Annotated in this window: 12 protein-coding genes; 1 reads left to right on the top strand and 11 read right to left on the bottom strand. The window is 55.2% G+C overall.

Translation table 11 applies throughout. The features are described 5' to 3' along the window. Positions 1-18: 18 nt before the first annotated feature. The 8 genes from ACFO9Q_RS18910 to ACFO9Q_RS18875 form a co-directional block, all read right to left on the bottom strand. A complete protein-coding gene (locus ACFO9Q_RS18910) occupies positions 19-816 on the bottom strand; it encodes an AAA family ATPase (protein WP_379184980.1) in 798 nt (265 codons plus the stop codon). Between the two features lie 156 nt (positions 817-972). Then, positions 973-1,350 carry a (2Fe-2S) ferredoxin domain-containing protein gene (locus ACFO9Q_RS18905; RefSeq protein WP_379184978.1) on the bottom strand — a complete coding sequence of 126 codons (378 nt, stop codon included), beginning with the start codon at positions 1,348-1,350 and terminating at the stop codon, positions 973-975. A gap of 20 nt (positions 1,351-1,370) precedes the next feature. Then, positions 1,371-1,520: a 50S ribosomal protein L33 gene (gene rpmG, locus ACFO9Q_RS18900; protein WP_379184976.1), complete on the bottom strand. Its 150-nt coding sequence runs from the start codon at positions 1,518-1,520 to the stop codon at positions 1,371-1,373. A 35-nt stretch (positions 1,521-1,555) separates the two neighbouring features. Next, on the bottom strand, positions 1,556-2,773 hold the full coding sequence (locus tag ACFO9Q_RS18895; protein WP_379184974.1) for a GTP-binding protein: 1,218 nt from the start codon (positions 2,771-2,773) through the stop codon (positions 1,556-1,558). Positions 2,774-2,805: 32 nt separating this feature from the next. After that, positions 2,806-3,780: a metal ABC transporter substrate-binding protein gene (locus ACFO9Q_RS18890; protein WP_379184972.1), complete on the bottom strand. Its 975-nt coding sequence runs from the start codon at positions 3,778-3,780 to the stop codon at positions 2,806-2,808. Beyond that, entirely contained in the window at positions 3,764-4,699 is a 936-nt protein-coding gene (locus ACFO9Q_RS18885; protein WP_379184970.1) for a metal ABC transporter permease, read from the bottom strand. The genes ACFO9Q_RS18890 and ACFO9Q_RS18885 overlap by 17 nt, the downstream gene beginning before the upstream one ends. Continuing rightward, the gene (locus ACFO9Q_RS18880; RefSeq protein WP_379184968.1) at positions 4,636-5,352 is read right to left on the bottom strand and encodes a metal ABC transporter ATP-binding protein; all 717 of its coding nucleotides are present in this window, start codon (positions 5,350-5,352) and stop codon (positions 4,636-4,638) included. Before ACFO9Q_RS18880 ends, ACFO9Q_RS18885 begins: the two co-directional genes overlap by 64 nt. Further along, positions 5,330-5,467 (bottom strand): hypothetical protein, encoded by a 138-nt coding sequence (locus ACFO9Q_RS18875; protein ID WP_379184966.1) that lies wholly within the window; start codon positions 5,465-5,467, stop codon positions 5,330-5,332. Before ACFO9Q_RS18875 ends, ACFO9Q_RS18880 begins: the two co-directional genes overlap by 23 nt. Positions 5,468-5,730: 263 nt before the next feature. On the opposite strand from ACFO9Q_RS18875, the gene ACFO9Q_RS18870 reads away from it, so the two are divergent. After that, positions 5,731-6,750 (top strand): CobW family GTP-binding protein, encoded by a 1,020-nt coding sequence (locus tag ACFO9Q_RS18870; RefSeq protein WP_379184964.1) that lies wholly within the window; start codon positions 5,731-5,733, stop codon positions 6,748-6,750. A 334-nt stretch (positions 6,751-7,084) separates the two neighbouring features. Here ACFO9Q_RS18870 and ACFO9Q_RS18865 read toward each other — a convergent pair whose 3' ends face one another. The 3 genes from ACFO9Q_RS18865 to ACFO9Q_RS18855 all read right to left on the bottom strand — a co-directional run bounded on the left by ACFO9Q_RS18865 (position 7,085) and on the right by ACFO9Q_RS18855 (position 26,099). Further along, the gene (locus tag ACFO9Q_RS18865) at positions 7,085-21,703 is read right to left on the bottom strand and encodes a tandem-95 repeat protein (RefSeq protein ID WP_379184962.1); all 14,619 of its coding nucleotides are present in this window, start codon (positions 21,701-21,703) and stop codon (positions 7,085-7,087) included. A gap of 525 nt (positions 21,704-22,228) precedes the next feature. Further along, positions 22,229-23,971 (bottom strand): proline--tRNA ligase, encoded by a 1,743-nt coding sequence (locus ACFO9Q_RS18860; RefSeq protein WP_379184960.1) that lies wholly within the window; start codon positions 23,969-23,971, stop codon positions 22,229-22,231. Positions 23,972-24,317: 346 nt separating this feature from the next. Further along, positions 24,318-26,099 (bottom strand): ABC transporter substrate-binding protein, encoded by a 1,782-nt coding sequence (locus ACFO9Q_RS18855; protein ID WP_379184958.1) that lies wholly within the window; start codon positions 26,097-26,099, stop codon positions 24,318-24,320. Positions 26,100-26,201: the final 102 nt, after the last annotated feature.

Here is a 26,201-nt window from a genome sequence, read left to right as displayed (position 1 = left end):
GTCCGCCGTTAGCTGTTGTTAAGGCTTATACTCTTCCAAGGAAGCCAGCATCTTAGTGTAGCTAAGCTCGCTTCCTTCAATAATAGCTTTGCGCTTGGCCTTGACCATAATCTGTTCGATATCAGCGAAGCTGATTCCCTGCAGCAGCTCAGAGGTTCTCTCTACCAGCCCTGTCTCATGAGCGAACTCTCCAATTAACAACCGGACATATTCATGTCTGGCTGCATCATCCGGCAGATCGAATCTCATCTTCGTATCGAATCTGCGCCACACAGCTCGGTCAAGGTCTTCTTCCAGATTGGTTGCAGCTACGAAGATACTCGTGCTGTCGAACTCATCCAGACACTGCAGCAGCGTGTTGACTACCCTCGTCATCTCCTTCACTTCTTCCTTATTGATACGGGTTCTGGCAATAGCATCGAATTCATCCAGGAATAAGACGCAGCGCGTAGAGTGCGCATAGTCGAAGATCTTCCTAACATTCGTTCCGGTCTCTCCCAAGTGGCTGTGGATGATAGCATCCAACCGCACAAGCACTAGAGGAATCTGAAGCTGCTGTGCTATATAGAAGGCTGTCAGCGTCTTCCCCGTTCCGGGAGGACCGAACATGACCACTTTGTTAGGAACAGGCACATCATGTTTCTCGAACTCATCCTTCATACTAACAATGGTGACAAATTCGTCTACAATTTGCTTGTTTCTTGGGTGAAGCACAATTCGTTTTACTTTTTTAGCGCAATCATTAGGTGTATATAAGGCAGCCATGTCCGTTCCTGTGGATCTCGGAAGCCGGCTGTTCGTACTGCTCTTACTCATATTAGGTTCTCTCCTTAAGTGTTCCTATACCCGCACCCCATGCTACTCATGCTCTTCAACATATATACAGCAATAGACACAGCAAGAAGCACAGCCGCTTAGGCTGTGCCGGAGTAGTTAACTAGGTTAACACCTATTCACTGACAGCTTACCTGCTTAATCCATCCTCGACTGGTACTTATTCACGCCCGCAGCTGCGGTTCCCGTTGCTGTCAGCTGCTGATGTTGGTAGACATACGCAGTCTGCTCAGGCAGCGGGCACTGCTCCTGGAGCAGCTGCCGAACGAGCAGTCTTCCATCAGCTGGAGTCATATGCCGATACCATGCCCCTCCTGGATACTGAACCACGGTACAAGCATCCTCACAGCGTCCATTGCACAAGGTGCGCGTAGTGTGAATAAGCGAATCGGCGTGGTGGAGGGCGATCTCATCCCTAATTGCCGCAGTGACCCCCTCCGCACCGCGAAGCATACAGCTTCCTCCATTGCACAGGAGCAGGTGATGCTTCGTACCACTCAAGTTCCAAGTAGCCATGCTCCGCTCACGCTCCTTCCTTATCTGGTCTCCCGGTGCAGGGTGACACGCTTCAGACGCGGGCAATACTTCATCAGCTCCAGACGCTCTGGATTCGTGCGCTTGTTCTTCGTCGTCGTGTAGTTACGGTCCTTCGTCTCCGTACATGCCAGTGTGACTACAACTCGCATAGGGCTCACCTCCCTCTCTTGTGATTAGCCGCCCTCTAGGATGGCAGTGGACAAGCTTCCTCCTGCACATTCGGGAACGGATCCTCGAGCGCGGCCCAGTCCCCCGCCATCTCCTCATCCGTCAGCAGGCATTCATCGAGCGAAGCGGTAATCTCTTCCCGATTAAGCTTAATCCCAATCAGCACAATCTTGTTGATCCGGTCCCCGTACTCCGCATCCCACTTCTCAGCCAGCTCCGGCTCTTCCGCCAGCAGCTCCTGACGCTCTCCCTCAGACAGCGCTGCCGCCCATTGCCCTGCTGGACCGAATTGAATGGAAGGCCCCGCCTGACTAAGGTTCTGCGCCATCTCCTGACGGCTCGCCAGCCACACAATCCCCTTCGCGCGAACGACATCAACCGGCCATTCCTCCATCCAACTCATTAACCGCATAGGGTGCATAGGCCGCACTCGCTCATACACGAACGACGAGATCCCGTACTCCTCCGTCTCCGGCGTATGCGAAGGCGCCTCCATCTCCCGAAGCCAGCCTGCGGACGTGCTGGCTTCATCGAAGTCGAACAGTCCCGTGTTCAATATCTCGGACGGGTCTACCTGGCCGTGCGTCGTGCGGATGAACTTCGCACGAGGCTGCAGCTTGCGGAGTACGCCCTCCAGCTCCTCCAGCTCTTCCTCCTCAACCATATCGCACTTATTGAGCAGCAGCACATCGCAGAATTCAATCTGGTCAATGAGCAGATCAACCACTTCGCGGGTATCGTCCTCACCAACGGCTTGGCTGCGGTCCAGCAGCGTCTCGCCGGAGGAATAGTCATGCCAGAATCGGTAGGCATCGACGACAGTAACCATCGTATCGAGACGGCAGAATTGGGTCAGATCAATGTTATGCTCTTCATCGATGTACGTGAACGTCTGAGCGACCGGAACCGGCTCCCCTACCCCTGTCGATTCGATCAGAATGTAGTCGAAGCGGCCATCCTTAGCCAGACGTTCCACCTCGCGAAGCAAGTCTTCACGAAGGGTACAGCAGATGCAGCCATTGGACATCTCGACCAGCTTCTCTTCGGTACGGGACAGCCCGCCGCCGTTCTTAACCAGCTCGGCGTCGATATTCACTTCGCTGAGATCGTTGACGATGACGGCAACCTTAAGGCCGTCGCGATTGTTCAGCACATGATTCAATAGGGTAGTTTTGCCAGCACCCAAGTAACCGCTAAGAACGGTGACCGGAATTTTTTTGCTTACAGTAGTCATAGATGCATCTCCCTTATGTGTAATTATTACGATTATTCCTTAAGCGCCTTCTTCAGACCTTCCAGATTCTTCTCCATCACCTTGATATAATCTACGTTATCCTTCGTCTGCTCTTCCGTCAGGCCCTCAATCGGATTCAGGACATCCGTCTTCGCAGAGATCTCATCTGCAATCGTCTGGGCAATCTTCGGATCTACGAGCGTCTCGAAGAAGATCGTCTTCACGTCATGCTCCTTCGCGAACTTAACCACTTCAGCCATCTGCTCCGGGGAAGGCTCTTGATCAGGAGACAAGCCTGCTATCGGAACCTGGGTCAGACCATATTCCTTCGCCAAGTAGCCGAATGCAGCATGCTGCGTGACGAATTCCTTGCGCTTCACATCTGCAAGCCCGGACTGATACGCCTCATCCAGCGACTTCAGCTTAGCGATATAGGCTTCAGCATTCTTCTTGTAGTCCGCGGCATGCTCAGGGTCAGCCTTCACTAGCGCCTCCTGGATAGCTAGCACTTCTTGCTGCGCCAGCACTGGGCTTAGCCACACATGCGGGTCAAGACCATGCTCTTCCTCATGTCCTTCTCCTGCATGCTCTTCTCCCTCATGCCCATGCTCTTCGCCTTCCATCAGCTGAATGCCCTTGCTCGCTTCTACTACGATTCGCTTATCGTTAGCCGCGCTCTCCAGAGACTGTTCCGCCCATCCTTCAACGATTCCGTTGTAGACGAATACATCCGCTTCCTTGATCGCCGCCATGTCCTTCGCCGTCGGCTCCCAATCATGCGGTTCAACGCCCGCAGGGATCAGTACAATGACTTCCGCATGCTCCCCGGCAACTTGCTTGCTGAACTCGTACATAGGGTAGAAGCTTGTCACCACCTTAAGCTTATCTCCGTCCTTGCCCTCCTCCTCCTTCTTCTGCTCGTTGTTCGAACCGCATCCTGCAGCCAGCATAGCGATTGCCAAGGTTGTCGCGGCGGCGGCTGCCATCTTCTTAGACCATACTTTCATTTTCATTACCCCCTGTAGTATGAATAGATGATGATGAATGCCCATAACGGGCATGAACCCCTATCGAGCCGACCGATATCCCCTTCGCGGCATTCGACTTATTCCTGGACTTACTTAGCTTCACAACTAGCTTCCTCACACTAATTCCGCATACTAGGATGAGGAGCAGAGTTAAGGCAATCGTTCCCCCTGGCGGTGTGCTCAGCTCATACGAAGCGGTTAATCCAGACAGGACACCGAATAATCCAATCCCCATCGCGATGACGATAGCAGATGTGAAGCTGGATGAGATTCTTATCGCGAGCGCAGCTGGCAGCACAATTAGCGAGGACACTAGCAGTACACCTACGATTGGCATCGCCGCAGCAACGATCATACCGGTCATCACGCTGAACAGCAGAGAGATCCACTGAACCGGGACACCGTTGGTCTTCGCCGTCTCCTCATCGAAGGTCATCTGGTACAAGGGCCTGCGGAATATGGTGAAAAAAAAACCACCAACAGCAGCAACGCCCAGCATAAGCAGCAGCTCGGTCTGATTGACAGCGACAACCGAGCCAAATAAGTAGGAGGAGAAGCTCTTCGTCACTCCCTTGTTCAGGTTCATAAGAACCACTGCTGACGATAGGCCCCCTATCATAATGATTGCGACTGATATCTCGCTGTAGGTCTTGTACGATCTGCGGACGAATTCCACCGCCACCGCACCGATGACAGCGACTGCGAAGCCGGTTACGGTCGGATTCACATTCAGGTAGGCGCCTGCGGCAACGCCAGCCAAGGACACATGCGAGAGCATGTCGGCCATGAGCGCCTGACGCCTCAGCATGAGATAGACACCTAGCACAGATGCGACTAGCGCAATGATCCCGCCGGCCAGAAATGCCCTCTGCATGAAGTCGTAGTGCAGCATCTCCATCCCCCCTCCTCCTTCCTCGTAAGCTCAATGATGCGGTCCAGATAAGGCTCTGCTTCGGACAGTCCATGCGTCACCATCACGATGCTGCGACCATGCTCCTTCACGTGATGATGCATCAGCTCGTAGAAGCCCTTCCTGCTCTCTTGATCCATCCCCGTGGTCGGTTCGTCCATGACGAGCAGATCCGGCTGCTGGGCCAGCGCTCTTGCGATGCACACCCGCTGCTTCTGTCCGCCAGACAGCTCGCCGATCTTACGCCCGCGCTGCTCCCACATCCCGACTTGCCTCAGTGACTGCTCCGCAAGCTCATGATCCTCTGCGCGCAGCCTTCGCAGCCAAGTTCCTCTAACATAAGTGCCTGAACGAACGAATTCCAAGATGGTGCTTGGGAATCCTGCGTTGAAGGCGGCTATCTGCTGCGGCACATAACCGATAACCAGCTTCTCCTTGCGATCATTGCGATTAGCCAGGTAGATCTCTCCGCTCCAAGGATGAAGCAAGCCTAGGGCAAGCTTCAGCAGGGTCGTCTTCGCAGCTCCGTTAGGACCGGTGACGGCTACGAATTGCCCCGTATAGAGCTCCATGCTCGCTTGCTCCAGGCAGGGCACATCATTGTATCCGAACACAACATCACTCAATGAAGCTAACAGCAAGTCTGCTCCTCCTTCTCTTCCGTCTTATCTTGCGAACGATCTGGCCAATCCCTGCCATAGGCGACACGATTCTGCTGACATTCAAGGCAATAACCATATTTGTCCGACCATTCATGCTGCATCCCGCTCCTCAAAGTGAAGTTGCCAGATCGTAACGATTACGATAATATCTCATTTAAAAAACCATGATGGAATTCGGTCATCTCATCCCATTACGGTTTTAATAGTAACGATTACGCTTAAGCAAGTATAGCAAACGCTGCTTCCATCCGTCAACCGCATATTCTATCGCTTGGCGCCATACCGTATTTTGTAGTATGCTAAGGTTATTATTCGTAATTATTACTATTTACACTTGATAAAAGGAGTGATTCCCCCTTGCGTATACCTGTCATCGTCCTCAGCGGCTTCCTCGGAAGCGGCAAAACAACGTTGCTGCTTCGGCTGCTCCAAGAGTCGCGAGCAAGAGGACTTAAGCCTGGCGTCATCATGAACGAGCTAGGAAGCCGGGATGTAGATGGTCACATCCTGAGCCAATTCTCCGATACTTCAATCGAGAAGATGCTGGACGGCTGCGTCTGCTGCAGCCGCAAGAGCGAGCTGGCGGGCAGCATTGCTGCTCTAGTCAAGCAGCAGCCTGACTTCATTGTCATCGAGCTGACCGGTGTGGCTAACCCTGAAGAGATTGCCGATGCGCTCACTGAACCAAGTATACTTGGTCAAGTATCTATGAAGCAGATTGTGACGGTGCTCGACAGCGAGCATGTGCTGCTGTACAACAGCATCTTCGAGGCTGACCTGGCACTCGTCCGCACGCTTCGGAGGCAGATCGAGACAGCCGATCTGCTCATTGTGAACAAGACTGACCTCGTAACGGAGACGAAGCTGAATAAGATTGATAAGGCCATTCGCAAGCAGAACGATAAGGCCGGCATCATCCACACGACCTTCAGCGGGGTCGATCTCGATCTTATGCTGTCAGGTGTGAAGAAGCGCGCGGGACAAGAGCCGGCAATCGTTCCGATATCTCGACCGTTCCGTATGACGACGGCTGTCCCTAAGTCAAGCCTGACTTCTGAGAACCAGACGAAGAACGACGCTCATGAGTCACCTTCATTCACTCGTGTACAGACGATGACACTCACCATCTCCTCTCACCCTCTCCCGAGCCGGAAGCAGATTGATCGGCTGCTGTCGAAGTTCAAGCATGCTCTGCTGCGGGCGAAGGGGTACATTCGGCTGAATGAGCACACCCAGCAAGCTGCGCTTATGCAGCATGCCGGAGGACGAACGAGCTGGTCCCCCTCTGAATATACGGGGGAGCCGTACATGGTGTTTATCGGCATCGATCTGGATGAACAAGCGATACGGGCGGAATGGGAACGGCGGGTCGTATGATCCGTTTCGTTTCGCATAGCGACACTGTTTTTTGCCCCCTTGCCACACTATCCCCTTCCGTCAGGGGTGGATGAACTGTTGATTACCCCCTAGTGGGCCGAGCCATAGTGCTCCTGCCACTGAGAGATACTGAGCCAAGCCACTGAGCTAAGGGGATAGTGACCAAAAGGAGAAAAAACACTGCAAAAAGAAGGGCCTCACCCCTCCTCTGCCATATACCAATATTCGCCCTAAGGCAAAATAAAGGTCTGAACGGCCTTATCGCCAGTTCAGACCTTTAATGTTATTAGCTTACCGCCCGAGCTAGGGAGGCGGTGTTTATTTTAGAAAAAAACTACTCATCGTCCTCCGGCTCTATAATAATCGTGATTCGGGATACTGCGGTGCGTCCATCCGAGTCGGTCACTTCAATATAGAACACATCCTGGTCGTTCACATCTCCATGACCGGCTGCTCTTCCGAGTCGATACGTGAAGGCTCCATTGCGCGCAACCTTGACCGAACCCTTCTCAGGACTTGCAAGCAGCCGATAAGTGAGTGCCAGACGGAGGCTGGATTGCGCCTCAACTCTCCCTCTCACCAGCCGAAGACCTCGCGTGAACAGGATGTAGTCCGTTACGACAATGCTGCCATCCTTCACTCGAATTCGCACAACGACGAGGACCACATTGCCTGCAGCATCGGATACAGCAATGACGAATCGATCATTATCTAGGCTGTCAGGGTCATACTGGAAGGATCCATCAGGACCTAGTGTCACAGATCCATTGACGGCAACTTCCGCCAGGGCATAGAACAATGCTCCTGATAGAGGCACGCTGCCAACCTGGCCAGTAATCGGATTCCCGGTATTATCTAGTGCAATTTCCTTCACTGGAGGTGTACTGCCGCCAGTTCCAGTTCCTCCACCGCCACTGCCACTGCCACCGCCGCCGTTGCCCGGCCCGCCTCCGCCGCCTGATCCTGGATCAGTCGGAACAGCCAGACTTGGCTCAACCACAATATAGATTGGATATTCCGTCGCCAGTCCTGAAGCCGTGCTGACCACTCGCACATAGAACACATCGGTTCCTACGAAGCCGCTATTGCTCCTATAGATGAAGCTGCCGTCCGCATTCACTTGTACGCTGCCGCCTGCTGGAGCCTGAGCCAGACTGAACAGCAGCACACCTCCTGCAGGATCTGTCGCTGGAATGAAGCCTGCAACCGTTCCACCTGTAACGGTACGAACCGATACCGGACTGACCACTGGCGGATCTGCAGGTCCTGATATTCCCTCCACAGTGACGACCACCGTTACGCTGATCGCTCCTCCGAACGCATCGCTTACTATGATGACGAAGCTGTCTACCCCAATGAATGCTGCATTAGGCGTGTAGACGAAGCTGCCATCTGACTGAAGCTGGACCGATCCGTTGTTCGGTGCAACAGCTGCGCTATAGGCAAGGAGATCGCCATCCGAGTCCGAAGCCGCAATCTGACCGGTGACCGCAGCTCCTTGCTGCGTGGTTAAGGCTGCATTCGAGGCTACTGGAGCTCTGTTATACGGATTAATAGTAATGCTCACAGACGCGATGGTGGAATTCCCGCTCTCATCTACTGCATACACGCTGAACGTATCTGTCCCTACGTAGTCTCGGTTAGGTGTATACGTGAAGGTTCCTTGCGCAGTCACAACAGCAATACCATTAGCCGGACCCGCCGTTAATCCATATTGGACCGCCTCACCCTCTGGATCTGCAGCGCTTAGGCTGCCCGATACAGGCGCATTGCGCACCGTGACGGCAGAGGCAGGCGGCAAGACCGGGCCCTGATTCGCTAGCACAATAATATTAATCGTAGCTTCCAGCCCCGTATCTGACAGGACGCTGAAGCTGTCCGTCCCCGTGAACTCTGGGTTAGGTGTATAGATGAAGGTTCCGTCCGGGTTGAAGACTAGCGTGCCGTTGTTAGGAGCATCGAGCAGCGTATAGATGGTAGGCGTCTCCAGAATGAGAGTAACTACGGATTGAATCGGTGTATTCTCTGTTGTTGTAATCGTCGTAGAGAAGGTCTGGAACACCGGTGCCACATCCGCCGTAATCGTCGCAAGTCCAATTCCACCGTCTCCATCATCAATCTGGATGGTGAAGAAGTCATAGCCCAGGAAGCCGGCATTCGCCGTATACGTGTATCTCCCATCTGTATCCACGACAGCCGTTCCGTTCGCCGGGGGAACAACGACGCTGTAGATGAAGGAGAAGCTGTCTGGATCAATGACCTCCAGCTGTCCGGTCACCGGGGTAACGAGAATCGTTCGAACCGTCTGATCAGCCGCAGTTGGAGGATCATTCACCTGAGTGACCGTAACATTAACATCTGCAATCGCCGTTCCGCCATTACCGTCGGAGACAAGTACGGTGAAGGCATCCTCGCCGTTGTAGTTGGTGCTCGGCGTATAGGTGAAGCTCCCATCGATCGCTACGACAGCCGCTCCGTTCGCCGGCGGCGTATTCAGTGCGAAGGTCAAGACGTCTCCGTCTACATCTGTTGCGGTTACTGCTCCGGCTATTGGAGTATCCTCAGCCGTCGTTAGGCTAATCGGTGCGGTAACCGGATCATCATTCACTGGCGTGATGACCAAGTTAACCGTAACGATGCCTGTGCCACCCAGACTGTCATCCGCTGTCACGGTGAAGCTGTCTACCCCGTTGTAGTTCAGATTCGGCGTGTAAGTGAATGTTCCGTCTGCACTCACAACTACTGTACCTTGGGAAGGCGGAGACTGCAGCGTATACGTTAGGACGTCTCCATCCGGATCTACTGTCGCGACCTGAGCGCTTATCACAGAGTCCTCTTCACTGGTGTAAGTGAGGGTCGCTGGCAGCGGCGGATCATTCACCGGTGTAACCGTGACGGTAACACCGGAGATGGCGGTCCCGCCATTGCCATCGTCGACTAACACGGTGAAGAAGTCCGTTCCGTTGAAGTTCAGACTCGGTGTATACGTATAGCTGCCCGTGACGGAATTAATCGTCACCTCCCCATTCGCAGGAGCAGTCAGCACGCTATATTGCAGGACATCTCCGTCAGGGTCCGATGCCGTAATAGAACCGGCTGCCTGCGTATCCTCAGCAGTCGTAAGCGTATTGTCTGCGGTTATCGGAGGATCGTTCACCGGCGTGATGGCTAAGGTTACAGTGGCAGGGGCAGACCCGCCATTGCCGTCACTTACCGTCACTACGAAGCTGTCGGTGCCATTGAAGTTCGGATTCGGCGTATACGTGTAGCTGCCATCTGCACCGAGGACGACGCTCCCATTCGCAGCAGGAGTGGTCAGCGTGTAGGTGAGAGGGTCGCCATCTGTATCGAAGGCAACAATCTGACCGTTCGACGGTGTATCCTCTGCTGTAGTATCAGTAATATTGCTCGCGGTTGGAGCGTCATTCACAGGCGTCACCGTGATGATGACCGCTCCAAGCGCCGTCCCTCCATTCCCATCGCTGACAGACACGGTGAAGGAGTCGGTGCCGAAGAAGTTTGCATTCGGTGTATACACATAACTGCCATCCGGTGCGACGGTTGCGGTACCGCTGTTCGGTCCATTGAGCAGCAGGAACGTGAGCGAATCACCCTCTGGATCTACGGCGGTAATGATTCCGTTAACCGGAGTATCTTCGGCCGTCACAGCTGTGCTCCCCGTGATGACAGGTGCATCATTAACAGGTGAGACCAGTACGTTAATCGTGACGAGGACGATGCTCGTTCCTCCGTTGCCATCATCAACCGTCACTTCGAACGAATCGGTGCCGAAGAAGTCTGGATTCGGTGTATACGTGTAGCTGCCATCCCCATTCAACACAACGGTACCGTTAGCTGGCGGAGACGTCAGCGTGTAGCTGAGCGGATCACCGTCGGAGTCGAAGGCGACAATCTGGCCATTGGACGGTGTATCTTCCGCTGTTGAATCTAGAATGTTGGATGCGATTGGAGGATCGTTAACCGGCGTCACCGTTAAGGTGACCGCTGCGATGTCCTCTCCTCCATTCCCGTCCTCAACCTGAACGGTGAAGGAATCCGAGCCGAAGAAGTTAAGGAACGGCGTGTACGTGTAGGTGCCGTCAGCATTCACGACGGCCGTCCCGTTCGTAGGACCTGAGTGAAGAGTGAATGTGAGGGTGTCTCCATCCACATCCGTTGCGATTACCGCTCCATTCACCGGCGTGTCCTCCGCTGTCGTCGCTGAAGCAGGCGATGCTACCGGCGCGTCATTCACCGGAGTTATGGTGATGCTGATCGTTGCTGTATCACTGCCGCCATTGCCGTCTGATACGGTAACGACGAAGGAATCCGTGCCGTTGAAGTTCGCATTCGGCGTATAGGCATAGCTTCCATCTGACTGCAGTACGACCGTTCCGTTCACTGGAGCAGTCGTCAACGTATAGGTTAACGGATCATTATCCACATCTGTAGCGACAATCTGCCCGTTCAGCGGTGAATCCTCTGCTGTAATTGGTGAGGAATCGCTAGCGACAGGTGCATCATTCACCGGAGTCACGTTCACCGTTACCGGTGCAATAGCGGTTCCTCCGTTGCCGTCATCCACGAGCACAGTGAAGGAATCCGTGCCGAAGAACTCGGTCTGCGGGGTATACGTGTAGGTTCCGTCCACGTTCACTACCGCAATGCCATAGGAAGGTGAGGTAAGCAGGCTGAAGGTTAGCGCGTCTCCGTCTGCATCTACAGCGGTCACCGCTCCATTAACCGGTGTATCCTCAGCTGTCGTTGAGACACTCCCACTTGCAACAGGCGCGTCATTCACTGGCGTGACGGTAACCGTTACCGTAGAGGTGTCAGTCCCGCCGTTCCCGTCGCTGACTGTGACAATGAACGTATCCGTGCCGTTGAAGTTCAGATTCGGCGTATAGGTGTAGCTTCCGTCCGGCTGTACAACGGCCGTCCCGTTCGCAGGGGGAGTCGTCACCGTGTAAGTGAGCGGATCGAAGTCCGTATCTGTTGCAAGGATCTGCCCATTCGAAGGGGTATCCTCAGCCGTCATATCCGCTACATCCTCAGCAATAGGCGAGTCATTCACTGGTGTGACGGTCACTGTGACTGAAGCGAGGTCCACTCCCCCATTCCCATCGCTCACCGCAACCGTGAAGGAATCCGTGCCGAAGAATCCAGCATTCGGCGTGTACGTGTAGGTGCCGTCAGCGGCGACGAGCGCTGTCCCGCTTGAAGCCCCCGTGAACAAGCTGTACGTCAAGGTATCGCCATCGACATCTGTTGCCGTTACCGCACCGTTGAACGGCGTGTCTTCAACGGTCGTAACAGCTGCGTCTACAGCAACGGGAGGATCATTCACCGGAGTAATCGTCACCGTCACTACCGCTGTGTCAGTCCCCCCGTTGCCGTCATCGACGAGCACAACGAAGGAATCCGTTCCGTTGTAGTGGAGTGCTGGTGTATACGTGTAGCTGCCGTCTGACCCGACAATGGCCGTTCCATTCGCTGGAGGCGTCTGCAAGCTGTAGGTGAGCACATCTCCGTCTACGTCCGTTGCGGTAACTTGGCCGGTACTCGGCTTATCCTCCGCTGTCGTATCCGATACATCAAGTGCAACAGGCGCGTCGTTCACTGGCGTCACGTTCACCGTTACCGAAGCGATATCCTCCCCGCCATTGCCGTCGCTCACGAGCACGGTGAAGGAGTCGGTGCCGTTGAAGTCTGCATTCGGCGTGTACGTGTACGTACCGTCCGCATTCATCGTGATTGCCCCATTGACAGGATTGGTCAGGACACTATACGTGAGCGTATCTCCATCCACATCTGTTGCGGTGACTGCCGAGCTTAGCGTTGTATCCTCCGCGACAGTCTCTATGCTGTCTGCGGCAACAGGCGGGTCATTCACCGGTGTAACCGTTACAGTCACGGTCGACGTATCCGTTCCGCCGTTGCCGTCGCTGATCGTGACGATGAAGGAGTCGACTCCATTGAAGTTCGGTGCCGGCGTATACATATAGCTGCCGTCGGGCTGCACGACAGCCGTACCATTAGCTGCCTGAGTAGTAACCGTATAGGTGAGGATGTCGAAGTCTGGATCGACGGCTATAATCTGACCCATAGATGGCGTATCCTCAGGAGTCGTATCGGCTACGTCCCCTGCAACTGGCGGATCATTCACCGGGGTGACCGTCACCGCAACCGTCGCAATGTCCTCTCCCCCGTTCCCGTCGCTGACGAGCACAGAGAACGAATCGGAACCGAAGAAGTTGGTGTTCGGCGTGTACGTGTAGGAGCCATCCGCTGCTACCAGTGCCGTTCCATTCCCAGCGCTAGTAAGCAAGCTGTAGACTAACGCGTCTCCATCCACATCCGCAGCGGTTACGGCTCCGCTGACAGCCGTATCCTCTGCTGTGGTCACGGCAGCATCAGCAGCGACAGGCGGGTCGTTGACAGGAGTAACCGTCACCGTCACGGTAGACGTATCTGTCCCTCCGTTGCCGTCATCCACGAGCACAACGAAGGAGTCCACGCCATTGAAGTTAGGCGCAGGCGTATACGTGTAGCTGCCATCCGCTGCAACTACAGCGGTGCCATTCGAAGGAGGAGTCTGGAGACTATACGTGAGTAGATCTCCATCGATATCCGCAGCTGTCACTTGCCCCGTGCTCGGCTTATCCTCTGAAGTCGTATCCGACACGTCCTGAGCTGTCGGCGGGTCGTTGACTGGCGTGACGTTCACCGTTACAGAGGCTATAGCTTCTCCGCCATTGCCATCGCTGACGAGGACGGTGAAGGAGTCCGTGCCATGGAAGTTCGCATTCGGCGTATACGTGTACGTACCGTCTGCATTCATAACGACTGCTCCATTGGAAGGAGACGTCAGCACACTGTATGTCAGTGTATCTCCGTCCACATCCGTCGCTGTGACAGCTGAGCTGAGCGTCGTATCCTCTGCAATCGTCTCGCTGCTGTTAGCTGCGACAGGCGCATCATTAACCGGCGTGACTGTTACCGTCACGGTCGACGTATCCGTCCCCCCGTTGCCGTCATCCACGAGTACCACGAAGGAGTCCACGCCGTTGAAGTTAAGCGCAGGCGTATACGTGTAGCTGCCATCCGCGTCAACGACTGCCGTTCCATTGGCCGCTGGGGTCGTCACCGTATACGTCAGCGAATCGAAGTCTGGGTCGAAGGCAATAATCTGGCCAATCGAAGGCGTATCCTCCGCTGTCGTATCCGTCACATCGCCAGCTGTTGGAGGGTCATTCACTGGGGTTACCGCTACAGTGACCGAGGCAATATCCTCTCCGCCATTGCCATCGCTGACAAGTACGGTGAACGAGTCCGTTCCATAGAAGTCAGCGTTCGGAGTATACGTGTACGTCCCATCCCCATTCACTACAGCCGAACCATTGGACGGAGTTGTCAGCAGGGAGTAGGTTAACGTGTCGCCGTCCACATCGGTTGCGGTAACCGCACCGCTAATTGGCGTATCCTCCGGTGTGCTAATGCTGGCATCAGCGGCTGCTGGAGGATCATTGACCGGCGTGACGACTATGGTGACCGTCGCGGTATCGGTGCCTCCATTCCCGTCATCGACAGTGACGATGAAGGAATCTGTTCCATTGAAGTTGAGCGCAGGTGTGTACGAGTAGCTGCCGTCTGGGAATACCACTGCCGTTCCATTGGCAGGAGCTGTCGTCACCGTATACGTCAGAGTGTCGCCGTCCACATCAACAGCAATGATCTGCCCGGTTGATACGGTATCCTCTGCTGTCGTATCTGACACATCATCCGCAACAGGTGCATCGTTCACTGGTGTGACCGTCATCGTAATAAGGGCAACATCCGTCTGGCCGTCCGGGCTCGTCGTTGCGAGGATCGTGAACGTATCCGTCCCATTGAAGTCTGGATTCGGCGTATACGTGTAGTCTCCGTTAGACTGAACGACCGCAGTACCATTAGCTGGGGCGCTGTTCAAGGTGTAGATGATGGTGTTCAGAGGCGGAGGATTGCCAGGCAGATTGCCCGCGAAGGCCGTATCCTCAGCAATCGTATCGGCTGCATCATCGACTAGAGCAGGATTGCTTATAGGTGTGACAATAACGGTAATTGTCCCTGTATCCGTGCCGCCATTGCCGTCATTCACTGTCACAACGAACGAATCCGTTCCGGCGAATCCTGCATTAGGCGTATACGTGTACGTTCCAGCGGCAGTAATAACTGCCGTCCCACTCACAGGCTCGCTGCCTGCCTCAATCGTATAGACAAGGACATCCCCATCTGCATCGGCAGCCTGGTAGTTGCCAGTCACTGCCCTCTCTTGCCGTGTTCCGATTGTATAATCAGGCGCTACTGGCGCATCATTCACCGGTGTCACCGTCAGGAATACGGATCCCGTGTCTGTCCCTCCGTTACCATCGCTTACCGTGTAGGTGAAGGAGTCCGCCCCGTGGAAGTTGCCATTAGGCGTGTACGTATACGTCCCATCTCCATTCAGTACCAACACACCGTTCGACGGAGTCGTCAGGACACTATAAGTGAGGAGATCGCCATCCACATCTGTTGCCGTGACTGCTGCAGCAAGCGGAGTATCCTCCGGCGTAGATACATTGCTGTCTGGAGCAACGGGTGCATCGTTGACTGGCGTGACCGTAATGGTGACCGTAGAGGTATCTGTCCCTCCATTGCCGTCATCGACGGTGACAATGAAGCTGTCCGTACCATTGAAGCTCAGGTTAGGCGTATAGACGTACGATCCGTCTGCATTCACTGTGGCTGTCCCGTTAAGCGGAGCTGTCGTGAGCACATAGGTTAGTGCATCGCCATCTGAGTCCGTCGCGGTAATCTGTCCATTCGAAGGCACATCCTCGGCCGTCGTGTCGGTAGCATCCAGTGCAACGGGTGCATCGTTCACCGGCGTGACCGTCATCGTCACCGATGCGATATCCTGTCCTCCATTACCGTCGCTGACAAGCACGGTGAAGGAATCCGTACCGTGGAAGTCCACATTCGGCGTATACACATAAGTGCCGTCACCGTTCAGGGCCAGCACCCCATTCGAAGGTGACGTGAGGGTACTGAAGGTTAAGGTATCTCCATCCACATCCGTGGCAGTGACAGTCCCTGCGAAGGCTGTATCCTCTGGCGTAGTCTCGATGCTGTCCACGGCAACCGGTGCGTCATTGACCGGAGTGACCACAATCGTCACCGTAGATGTGTCGGTCCCTCCAACTCCATCGTCCACCGTCACCACGAAGCTGTCCGTGCCGTTGAAGTTCGCATTAGGCGTATACACATAGGAGCCATCAGCCGCTACAGCTGCCGTTCCGTTAGCTGCCGGAGTCGTTACCGTATACGTGAGTGAATCGCCGTCCGCATCGGTTGCAATAATCTGACCGTTCGATGGAACATCCTCGGCCGTTGTATCGGCAACATCGAGCGCCACAGGCGCATCATTCACGGAAGTCACCGTAATACTAACGCCAGCGATATCGGTTCCTCCGTTGCCGTCGCTTACCAGCACCGTGAAGGATTCATTACCATGGAAGTTCGCATTAGGCGTATATAGATACGTACCATCGGGATTCACGACAGCCGTACCATTCGTTGGTGCGGTAAGGAGCGTGAAGGTCAGAGTATCCCCATCCACGTCGGTTGCCGTAACGGCGCCATTCAGCGGTGTATCCTCAGGAGTTGACCCGCTGGCATCCACAGCAACGGGGATATCATTCACTGGGGTCACGGTGATGGATACCGTCGCCGTATCCGTACCGCCGTTGCCGTCACTGACGGTCACCACGAATGAATCTGTGCCGTTGAAGTTCAAGTTCGGCGTATAGACATAAGACCCGTCTCCAGCTATCGTCGCCGTTCCGTTAAGAGGAACTGTGGTGATCGTATAAGTGAGGATATCTCCATCCGCATCCACGGCTATGACCTGACCGCTCAGCGGCCGATCCTCTGGCGTAGTGCCCGCTGCATCATTAGCAGCCGGAGCATCATTGACCGGGGTGACGGTAATCATGACGCTGGCAATGTCAGAGCCGCCATTGCCGTCTGCTACAAGTACGGTGAAGGAATCCATGCCATAGAAGTCAAGGTTCGGCGTATACGAGTAGCTGCCGTCAGCATTAACGACAGCCGTACCGTTCGCAGGATTGGTGTTCAAGCTGTAGGTGAGAGAGTCTCCTTCTACATCCGTCGCAGTCAATGTCCCTGCCAACACGGTATCCTCCGGTGTAGTGACGCTGCTGTCTAGAGCAACGGGCGAATCATTCACCGGAGTGACCGTGATGGTCACGATAGCCGTGTCTGATCCTCCTGCTCCATCACTGACTGTCACGACGAAGCTGTCCGTCCCGTTGTAGTTCAAGCTCGGCGTATAGACGTAAGAGCCGTCTGCTGCTACGCTGGCCGTGCCGTTCGCAGGCGTTGTCGTTACGGCATAAGTGAGCGCATCACCATCGACATCCGTTGCTACAATCTGGCCGTTCGACGGGATGTCCTCCGCAGTGGTGTCTGTCACATCCTGGGCCACAGGGGCATCATTCACTGGCGTAACCGTAATGCTCACACCGGCAATATCTTCCCCGCCATTGCCGTCGCTGACTAGCACGGTGAAGGAATCTGCACCGTAGAAGTTCGTATTCGGCGTGTAGACATAGGTGCCATCTGCACTTACACTAACAATTCCGTGAGCAGGGGTCGTAAGCAGCGTGTAAGTTAGCACATCCCCATCCACATCCGTTGCCGTAACGGCTCCGTTCACCGGAGTGTCCTCAAGTGTTGACACGCTGCTATCGTTAGCGACGGGAGCATCATTCACCGGTGTGACGCTAATGGTTACCGTCGCCGTATCCGAGCCTCCATTCCCATCACTCACTGTGACGATGAACGTATCTACCCCGTTGAAGTCAGGTGCAGGGCTATACACATAAGAGCCGTCTGTATTAACGGTCGCCGTCCCATTATGGGGAGGTGTTGTCACCGTGTAAGTGAGGATGTCTCCGTCCTGATCCACTGCGACAATCTGACCATTGGAAGGGGTATCCTCCGGTGTTGTATCCGTTACGTCTCCTGCCACAGGCACATCATTAATTGAAGTGACCGTAATCGTTACACTGCCAATAGCCGTACCCCCGTTGCCGTCATCCACAAGCACCGTGAACGAATCGGTCCCGGCGAAGTCCAGGTCGGGCGTGTACGTATACGTCCCATCCCCATTCACGACGGCAGTACCATGTGTAGGTGCGGTTAGCAGGCTGTAGACGAGTGTGTCGCCATCCACATCCGTTGCTGCGACCGCCCCTGCAACAGCCGTGTCCTCCGGCGTCGTTGCGAAGGAATTCGGTGCGACAGGAGGATCGTTCACCGGAGTGACCGTGACGGTAACCGTGGAGACCGCACTGCCGCCATTCCCATCTGCAACCGTGACGGTGAATACATCAACGCCATTGAAGTCAGCAGCAGGCGCATAGATGTAGGAGCCGTCCAGGTTCACGATGACCGTACCGTTACTCGGTGGAGCCGTCACTGTATAAGTGAGGGAATCTCCATCCGGGTCGGAAGCGACAATCTGCCCATTCGACGCCGTATCCTCTGGTGTCGTATCTGCCACATCCGCCGTAACCGGGGCATCATTCACAGGCGTTACCGTAATCGTCACGGTAGACGATGCGGTTCCTCCGTTCCCGTCACTGACCAGCACATCGAATGAATCCACACCGGTGAAGTTCACGTTCGGTGTGTACACATACGTCCCGTCCGCGTTCACGACCGCGGTGCCATTGGCAGCCGGGGAGAGCAGGCTGAACGTCAGCACGTCGCCATCGACATCCGTTGCAATGACCGCACCCGATGCAGCCGTATCTTCAGCCACCGTCTGATTGACATCAGGGGCTGCAGGAGGATCGTTCACTGGCGTTACCGTAATCGTCACGACGGCGGTATCTGATAGTCCACCGGTATCACTGACCGTAACGACGAAGGAATCCACTCCGTTGAAGTTCAGGCTTGGCGTATATACATAGGACCCATCCGCAGCTACAGTCACCGCTCCATTCGCTGGCGGAGTGGATACCACGTACGTGAGCGCATCCCCATCCGAGTCGGTTGCAATGATCTGCCCTTGTGAAGGAGTGTCCTCCGCCGTAATATCGGTCACATCCGCTGCGACCGGAGGATCGTTCACCGGGGTAACCGTAATCGTCACACTGGCGATTGCCGTGCCGCCATTCCCATCATCCACCAGCACCGTGAAGGAATCCGGACCGAAGAAGTTCAGGCTTGGCGTGTACACATAGGTGCCATCCGCATTCATGACAACCGTACCATACGTAGGCGGGGTGAAAATCGTATAAACAAGCACATCCCCATCCACATCCGCAGCCGTAACCACTCCGCTTAGAGGCGTATCCTCCAGAGTCGTCTCGCTGAAGCTGCCTGCCACCGGGGCATCGTTAACCGGCGTAATAATAACCGTGACGTTAGCAACGTCGCTTCCTCCGTTGCCATCGCTAACGGTAACCGCAAACGTATCGGTGCCGTTATAGTTCAAATTCGGCGTATACACATAGGCGCCTGTTCCATCTATCGTTACTGAACCATTAAGCGGCTGTGATGTAATCGTATAAGTGAGCGAATCACCGTCGCTATCGGTGGCGACAATCTGACCGTTCAGCGGTGTGTCCTCGGCCGTCGTATCCGTTCGGTCATTGGCTACAGGAGCATCATTGACTGGCGTAACCGTAATGGTCACGCTGGCAATGGCTGTACCGCCTTGACCGTCGCTTACTTGAACTGTGAATGAATCCGTCCCGAAGAAATTCAGGCCAGGGGTATACACATAAGTGCCATTCGCATTCAGAGCGACTGTCCCATGCGTCGGCTGGGTCAACACCGTGAACGTAAGCGAGTCCCCGTCGACATCCGTTGCGAGGACGGCTCCGCTGATCGGCGTATCCTCCGGAGTTGTCTGGCTCACATCGGACGTGACCGGGAGATCATTCACGGGGGTGACCGTTATAGTGACAAGCGCGGTATCGCTCCCGCCTGCACCATCACTTACCGTGACCGTGAAGGTGTCCAGTCCGTTGTAGTTCAGACTCGGGGTATAGAGATAGGAACCGTCGGCATTGACAACAACCGTGCCATGGCTTGGAGGGGTGGTGAGCGTATAGGTTAGAGGGTCTCCATCCGTGTCTGACGCTATAATCTGGCCGCCCGCAGGCGTGTCTTCCGGAGTAGAAGCATTCACATCCTGTGCAACTGGCGAATCATTCACCGGGGTGACGGTAATTACAATCGTTGAGACAGCCGTGCCGCCCGCTCCATCGCTAACCGTTACAGAGAAGGAGTCGGTGCCGAAGAAGTTAGGTGCCGGAGTATAAGTGAAGGTTCCATTGGGATTCAATACGGTTGTACCCCGTGAAGGAGCAGAGGTTAGCGTGTAGGACAGTGAATATCCCTCTGGGTCAGAGCCGGTAACCGCTCCGCTGTAGACCGTATCCTCCGCAATGGTCGCAGAGATGTTGCTCGTAGATGGAGGGAAGTTGCCTGCTGCGACTATCGCAGTTCCCGAGGTTGCTGTTCCATTGAAGGTAGCCCCGCCCGATACACTCTGGAAGGTGTAGGAGACAGAAGCCTGGTCGCTGAACGATGGAGGGCTTGCCGGTCTTGAGGTTACAGTCGTCCGGTAGACAATCGTGTAAGTCTGTCCATTGGATATCGTTCCAAGCGCAATCCCACTGAATGGGTTAGCTGCTGGGCTTGGGGAGCCGTTAATCGTCACGCTGCCTGTGACGAATGAGGTCCCTGGTGTAGATGTGCTCTGAATGACGGCACTGTTCGCGGATGCAGTTCCGGTGTTTTTGAGAATAAGCGTGTAGGTGATCGTATCTCCTAAGAAGGCCGTCGCAGGGGAGGCACTCTTCGTGAGGGAGATGATTGGCGCGTTCACGTCCACCTGGAGCCCAAGCCCGTTAATGACATAGACGTCCCCAGTTGTAGTACCTCGGATGACCGCAGAGGTCTGATTGTTAATCAGCCTTGCCGACACGTCAACGTTCGTAATATCCCACCCTTGGCGTCCCCCGACGATATTCGTTCCCGGTGTGGCATTGGAAGTACCGAACGTACCGAGCGTGTTGAGAGCACCGGTGTCATCATTAATCTGTGAACAGAAGAAGTTGTTAACCGGATTGTTCGGACCAGATATCGCAGTAAGTGTCGCCGAAGTCGGACCGAACTGCATCTGATCCCCCGTAATCGTCGCATCCCCCTCCTGCGCGCTGACCATGAGCCTGCCCTTCAGTGTCCCGCTCGGAGGAGTCGCGAACCCGCTGACCGTAGCTGTACTAGTGGAGGTTGTGCTGTTGACGACCTCGTTGCCGACGAATACTGTCATGTTCCGTGATGGAAGCGATCCGTTCTGGTAGACGACCGCAAGCGTCCACCCCGCATGGTTCGCGGAGTTGTCTGTATCGCTCTGCGTGCCTGGAATGCCCGCAGCCGTATAGGTGCCCGCTCCTCCCGCTTGCACGAGAGCCGTTACATCGGCTGAACGAATGTAATAGCCTGTCGCTGTGATGGTGAAGCTGGTTGCAGCTGCGGGTGTGATGGAGGCGCTGGTGACAGGTGTAGCGAACGTAATATTATTGTTAATGGCGGTTGCGACCGTCTCACCTGTGACCACATAGCTGCCGCCCCAGATTAATTCAGCGTACAGCACCGTACTTCCCGCCGGCATCTGCAGCACAGCCGAAGAGCTATTGAGCAGATAGCTTGAAGTCGTACCCAGAGGATAGGTTCCGTCTCTAAGCGTCGTATTGGTCGTGATGAATGCCCCTATGGCATGCTGAATGCCGGGCTTGTTGACATTCGTCTCCTTGCTGAGCCCCATCGTATTGCCTGTGAACGTAATGGCTCCATTAGCCGTTGTCGTATACCTCGTTACGAATGGCATAACCGCGAATCCTCCTTGCACCAGCCTAAGTTGACAATCACTACCTATCATATGTCCCTGTGATAAGCGGAGTTCCAACAATTCCCTTATGGCCAGGCAGTTTGGGCTCAGGCTGATTCGCCTAAGCTGCAGGCAGCTGCGGAGGCACTACTCGCCTCTTTTGCTCGGACTAACGCCTCTCGGGCAGCTGCTGCGGGAGCACGTTCTGTCGTTCCGGTTAGGCAACTCCCTCTTAGCCAGCCATCTTGATTGGCCTGCCAGTCGGGGCTGGGCCATCATTCAGGTGCATTTTTGCACCTCGTTGGCCCGCTCGCCGGGGCTGGGCCATCATTCAGGTGCATTTTTGCACCTCGTTGGCCTGCCAGCCGGGGCTGGGCCATCATTCAGGTGCATTTTTGCACCTCGTTGGCCTGCCAGCCGGGGCTGGGCCATCATTCAGGTGCATTATTGCACCTCGTTCGCCCACTGGTCGGGGTCTTGGCCCGCTCGCCGGGGCTCCACCTTCACTTAGGTGCATTATTGCACCTAATCGACCTTCCACTTGCTCGTTATAGCTATAGCATCCTCCAAGCTCATCACCACTACTTCCGCCGCTCCCCGCTCCTTCAGCTCCACCTTACCCTCGGCAGCTTGCTTGCCGACGGTCACCCGCAGCGGGATGCCGATGAGGTCGGCATCCTTGAACTTAACGCCGACCCGCTCATCGCGGTCGTCGAGCAGCACCTCCACACCCGCGGCCAACAACTCAGCATAGAGCTGCTCGGCCACTTCCACCTGCTCCTCGTTCTTCCCATTCACCACGAGGATGTGTACCTGATAAGGAGCAATCGCCATTGGCCAGCGGATGCCGCCTTCATCATAATGCTGCTCCGCCACGGCCGACAGCACGCGCGAGACGCCGATGCCATAGCAGCCCATAATCATCGGCCGCTGCACTCCGCCGGCATCCAAGTACTTAGCTCCAAGCTTGTCGCTGTACTTCGTCCCGAGCTTGAACACATGCCCGACTTCAATGCCCTTATCCCATGCGAGCTCTCCTCCGCACCGAACGCAGCGATCGCCCTCCGCGACATTGCGTACATCTCCCACAATATTGGCTGTGAAGTCATGTCCATACACGACATCCTGCACATGATAGTCCACTTCATTCGCCCCCGCGATACAGCTGGCCATCGACGCAGCATCACGATCAATTACTATTCGAACGCCGCCGCTTAGACCGACCGGTCCCGCGAATCCGACTGGCGCACCTGTCGCTGCTTCCGTCATTCCTGCATCCGCCAGCTCCACATTCGCTGCCCCGAGCAGCCCTGCCAGCTTGATCTCATTCACCTCATGGTCCCCTCGAACAAGCACAGCAACTGCCGCTCCATCCACGTTGTAGATCAGCGTCTTGACGAAGCCGTCCGCGCCTACGCCCAGCAAGCTCACCAGCTCCCCAATGCTCTTAGCCCCAGGTGTATGCAATCTGCTCATCGCTGCCTCACTCTTCACGTTCCCCTCACTCGCCAAACTCCCCACTCTGCTCTTCATGCTTGCCTCAATCGGCGCACTCTCCGCCTTCTCCAGGTTCGCCGCATACTCGCAGCTCTTGCAGCTTACGATCGTATCCTCGCCAATGTCGGCCAGCGCCATGAATTCATGTGTGCCGCCTTCTCCGCCAATCGATCCTGCATCCGCTTCCACCGCCCGGAACCGCAGCCCGCACCTCTCGAAAATCCGCGAATAAGCCCCGTAAGCTCCCTCATAGGACTGAGCCAGCCCCTCCCAGCTCACATCGAAGGAATAGGCATCCTTCATGAGGAATTCGCGCCCGCGCAGCAAGCCATACCTTGGACGACGCTCATCGCGGAACTTCGTCTGAATCTGATACAGCGTCATCGGCAGCTTGCGATAGGAGGTCACCTCATCTCGAACGAGCGTCGTAATGACCTCCTCATGAGTCGGCCCGAGCACGAACTCCCTCTGATGGCGGTCCTTAAGCCGAATCAGCTCCGGTCCATATACCTCATACCGGCCGGATTCCTGCCACAGCTCCGCATTCTGCATAGCCGGCATGAGCAGCTCTTGCGCGCCCGTGCGGTCCATCTCCTCTCGAACGATTGCCTCCACCTTGCGCAGCACGCGCAGTCCGAGCGGCAGATACGTGTAGATTCCAGCAGCAAGCTGACGGATGAACCCTCCCCGCAGCAGCAATTGATGACTGATCGCCTCGGCATCCGACGGCGCTTCACGCAGCGTTGGTGCTAACATTGTTTTCTGACGCATACTGAACAACTCCCCTGTCTATTCCCCATTGTCAATTAAAAACACAAAAAAACGCATCCGTCAGGGACGAATGCGTCGTGGTACCACCCTAATTAGACGAAGCCGCACGCAGCACTGGCTGCGCATCAACCTCATCTCTCAAGCGGATAACGGCTTAACCCGGTTCAAGCTTGCAAGGCAGGAATCGTACGCCAGGGCCGGGAGACCTTGCAGCCGGGGGTCCCCTCTCTAGACAGCTGATGCGCACGAGCTCCTTGGTCAACGCTCGATATGCTATAATTGTAGACCAAATTACCGCATTTCAAGCGGATGGTCAAGGTTTATTTTTTGCAGACAACAACCGCTCTTAAGCCATCCACACTTCCCGGAAGTCAATCCAGCCGAGCGAATTCACGCCAACACCCTTAATGGAAGGATGATAGAACGTGTCAACCTTCTTGTGCACGAGGAAGATGACATGGGTCTCCTCCCGAAGCTTGCTCTCGATGTCGCGCAGATGCTTCCACCGCTCTTCGTTACTCTTGCTTCCCAGCACCTCGTCAATCTTCCCCCTCACCCAGCCAAGCAATTCCGGACTTAGCAGCTCCTTCAGGAAGTTGCCTGTCTGCTCATACGTCTCAATCATACAGACCTCATCCTCGGCGAATACGACGCAATACAGCAGAGCATCCACACTTCCGAGCACTTCCGGCTGACGAATCGATTCCCATGTCTTCGCTACCACTTCAATGGCAACTCCGTAGGAGGCCAGCTCCCCCTGCAGCCATCTGGCATCATGCTCGTGCAGCCCGTAGGTGCCTATTCGAATCGTCTCCCCTGCATAGCCCGCCTCCTTAAGCAGTACCGCGGCCGCTTCAGGCTGAGGATGAATCCGTTGCTCCAGCAGCTCTAACCCCACAGGTTGAAAACCCCGCGCAGGATACTTCCGATCCTCCCCCAGCATCTCAATCAACCGGGTCCGATCGACCAGCAGATCGAACGCCTTGCGTAAAGCAGCCGATTGCTGCGGTCCTTGCTTCCCCATATTCCAAGTAAGCAGACTGCAGCCATTGCACAAGTCTTCCTTGACCTGCCAATCCTGAACCGGCTCACTCTCGCTCGGATCATGATCATACAGCAGCTGCTGCCAGCTCTTGGAGTAGAAGGATGTATCTGCGGGCATCGTCACAATGACCACGCCATCCAGATGGGCTCTGCCCTGATAATAGGTGGAATTCGCTTCAAGGGTGAAGCGGTCTTCCGTCCATTCTGCCAGCCGGAACGGCCCAGTCCCCACTGGATGCTTCCAGAACTCTGGGTCGCCCTCCACAAGATCATGCGGGACGATTACCATACCTGGCGCGCATAGGAACCGGGGCAGCAGCCAGTTGGAGCGATTCAAGGTCAGCTTCACCGTCCGTCGACCGATCGCCTCTGCATGATCCAGCGTCCGAACGAACCAGCTGGATGCCTTACTCGCGCGCAGGCGCTCCAGAGAGTAGACGACATCCTCAGCCACAAGCTCTCGGCCGTGGTGGAACAAGATACCCTTCCGAAGATGGAAGGTCCACACCTTGCCGTCCTCCTCCTGTTCCCAAGCGTGAGCGAGACCAGATACCACTTCCTGCTTCACCTGGTCATATTGGACTAAGCCGTCGAACAGCTGCTTGACAAGGTGCGCGCTGAACGCATAATACAGCTCGCCTGGGTCAAGTGTAAGGATCGGGCGGTACACGGGAAGACGAAGCATATCAGACTGGCTGTCATGATGAAGCACCGAACGGTAGCCGAAGTGTCCGTTCAGCCACTCCACGAACCGCGTTCGTGACGACGTCCCTTCGCCGTACGCCTGCAGCAGCTCGAAGGCGTTCTTGTACTCACCCTTCGTAGCGAGCTGTTCGGACAGTTCGAGCAGCAGCTTCTCCCGATCCATTAAGAAGGTGAGCTGCGACCGATTGCCTCTGCCTCTGCCAGCTTGCCAGTGTATAAGTCCTTCCTCTTCCAGCCTTCGAATAATAAGCTTCACATTGCGCTGCGTACAATGCAGCACCGAGGATAATTCGTCAAGCGACACCTCAGCCGCGATGCCTGGCTCTTCAGCTCTTGCGAACCTCGTATGTAGCTCCAAGTATCGTTCATAGGATTGCATCTATGTGTACCTCCTCCTGCTGCCCGATTGTAAAAAAGGGGAACTCTTTACTGGAGATTATACTCTTTTTATCCCCTATTCACGACTGCATAATGAAGATAA

Origin of the sequence: Paenibacillus sp. GCM10023252 (assembly GCF_042653305.1) — a bacterium.
Taxonomy (GTDB): domain Bacteria; phylum Bacillota; class Bacilli; order Paenibacillales; family Paenibacillaceae; genus Pristimantibacillus.
The sequence above is the reverse complement of the archived record's forward strand: the minus strand, read 5'-3'. Positions and strand labels throughout refer to the sequence as shown.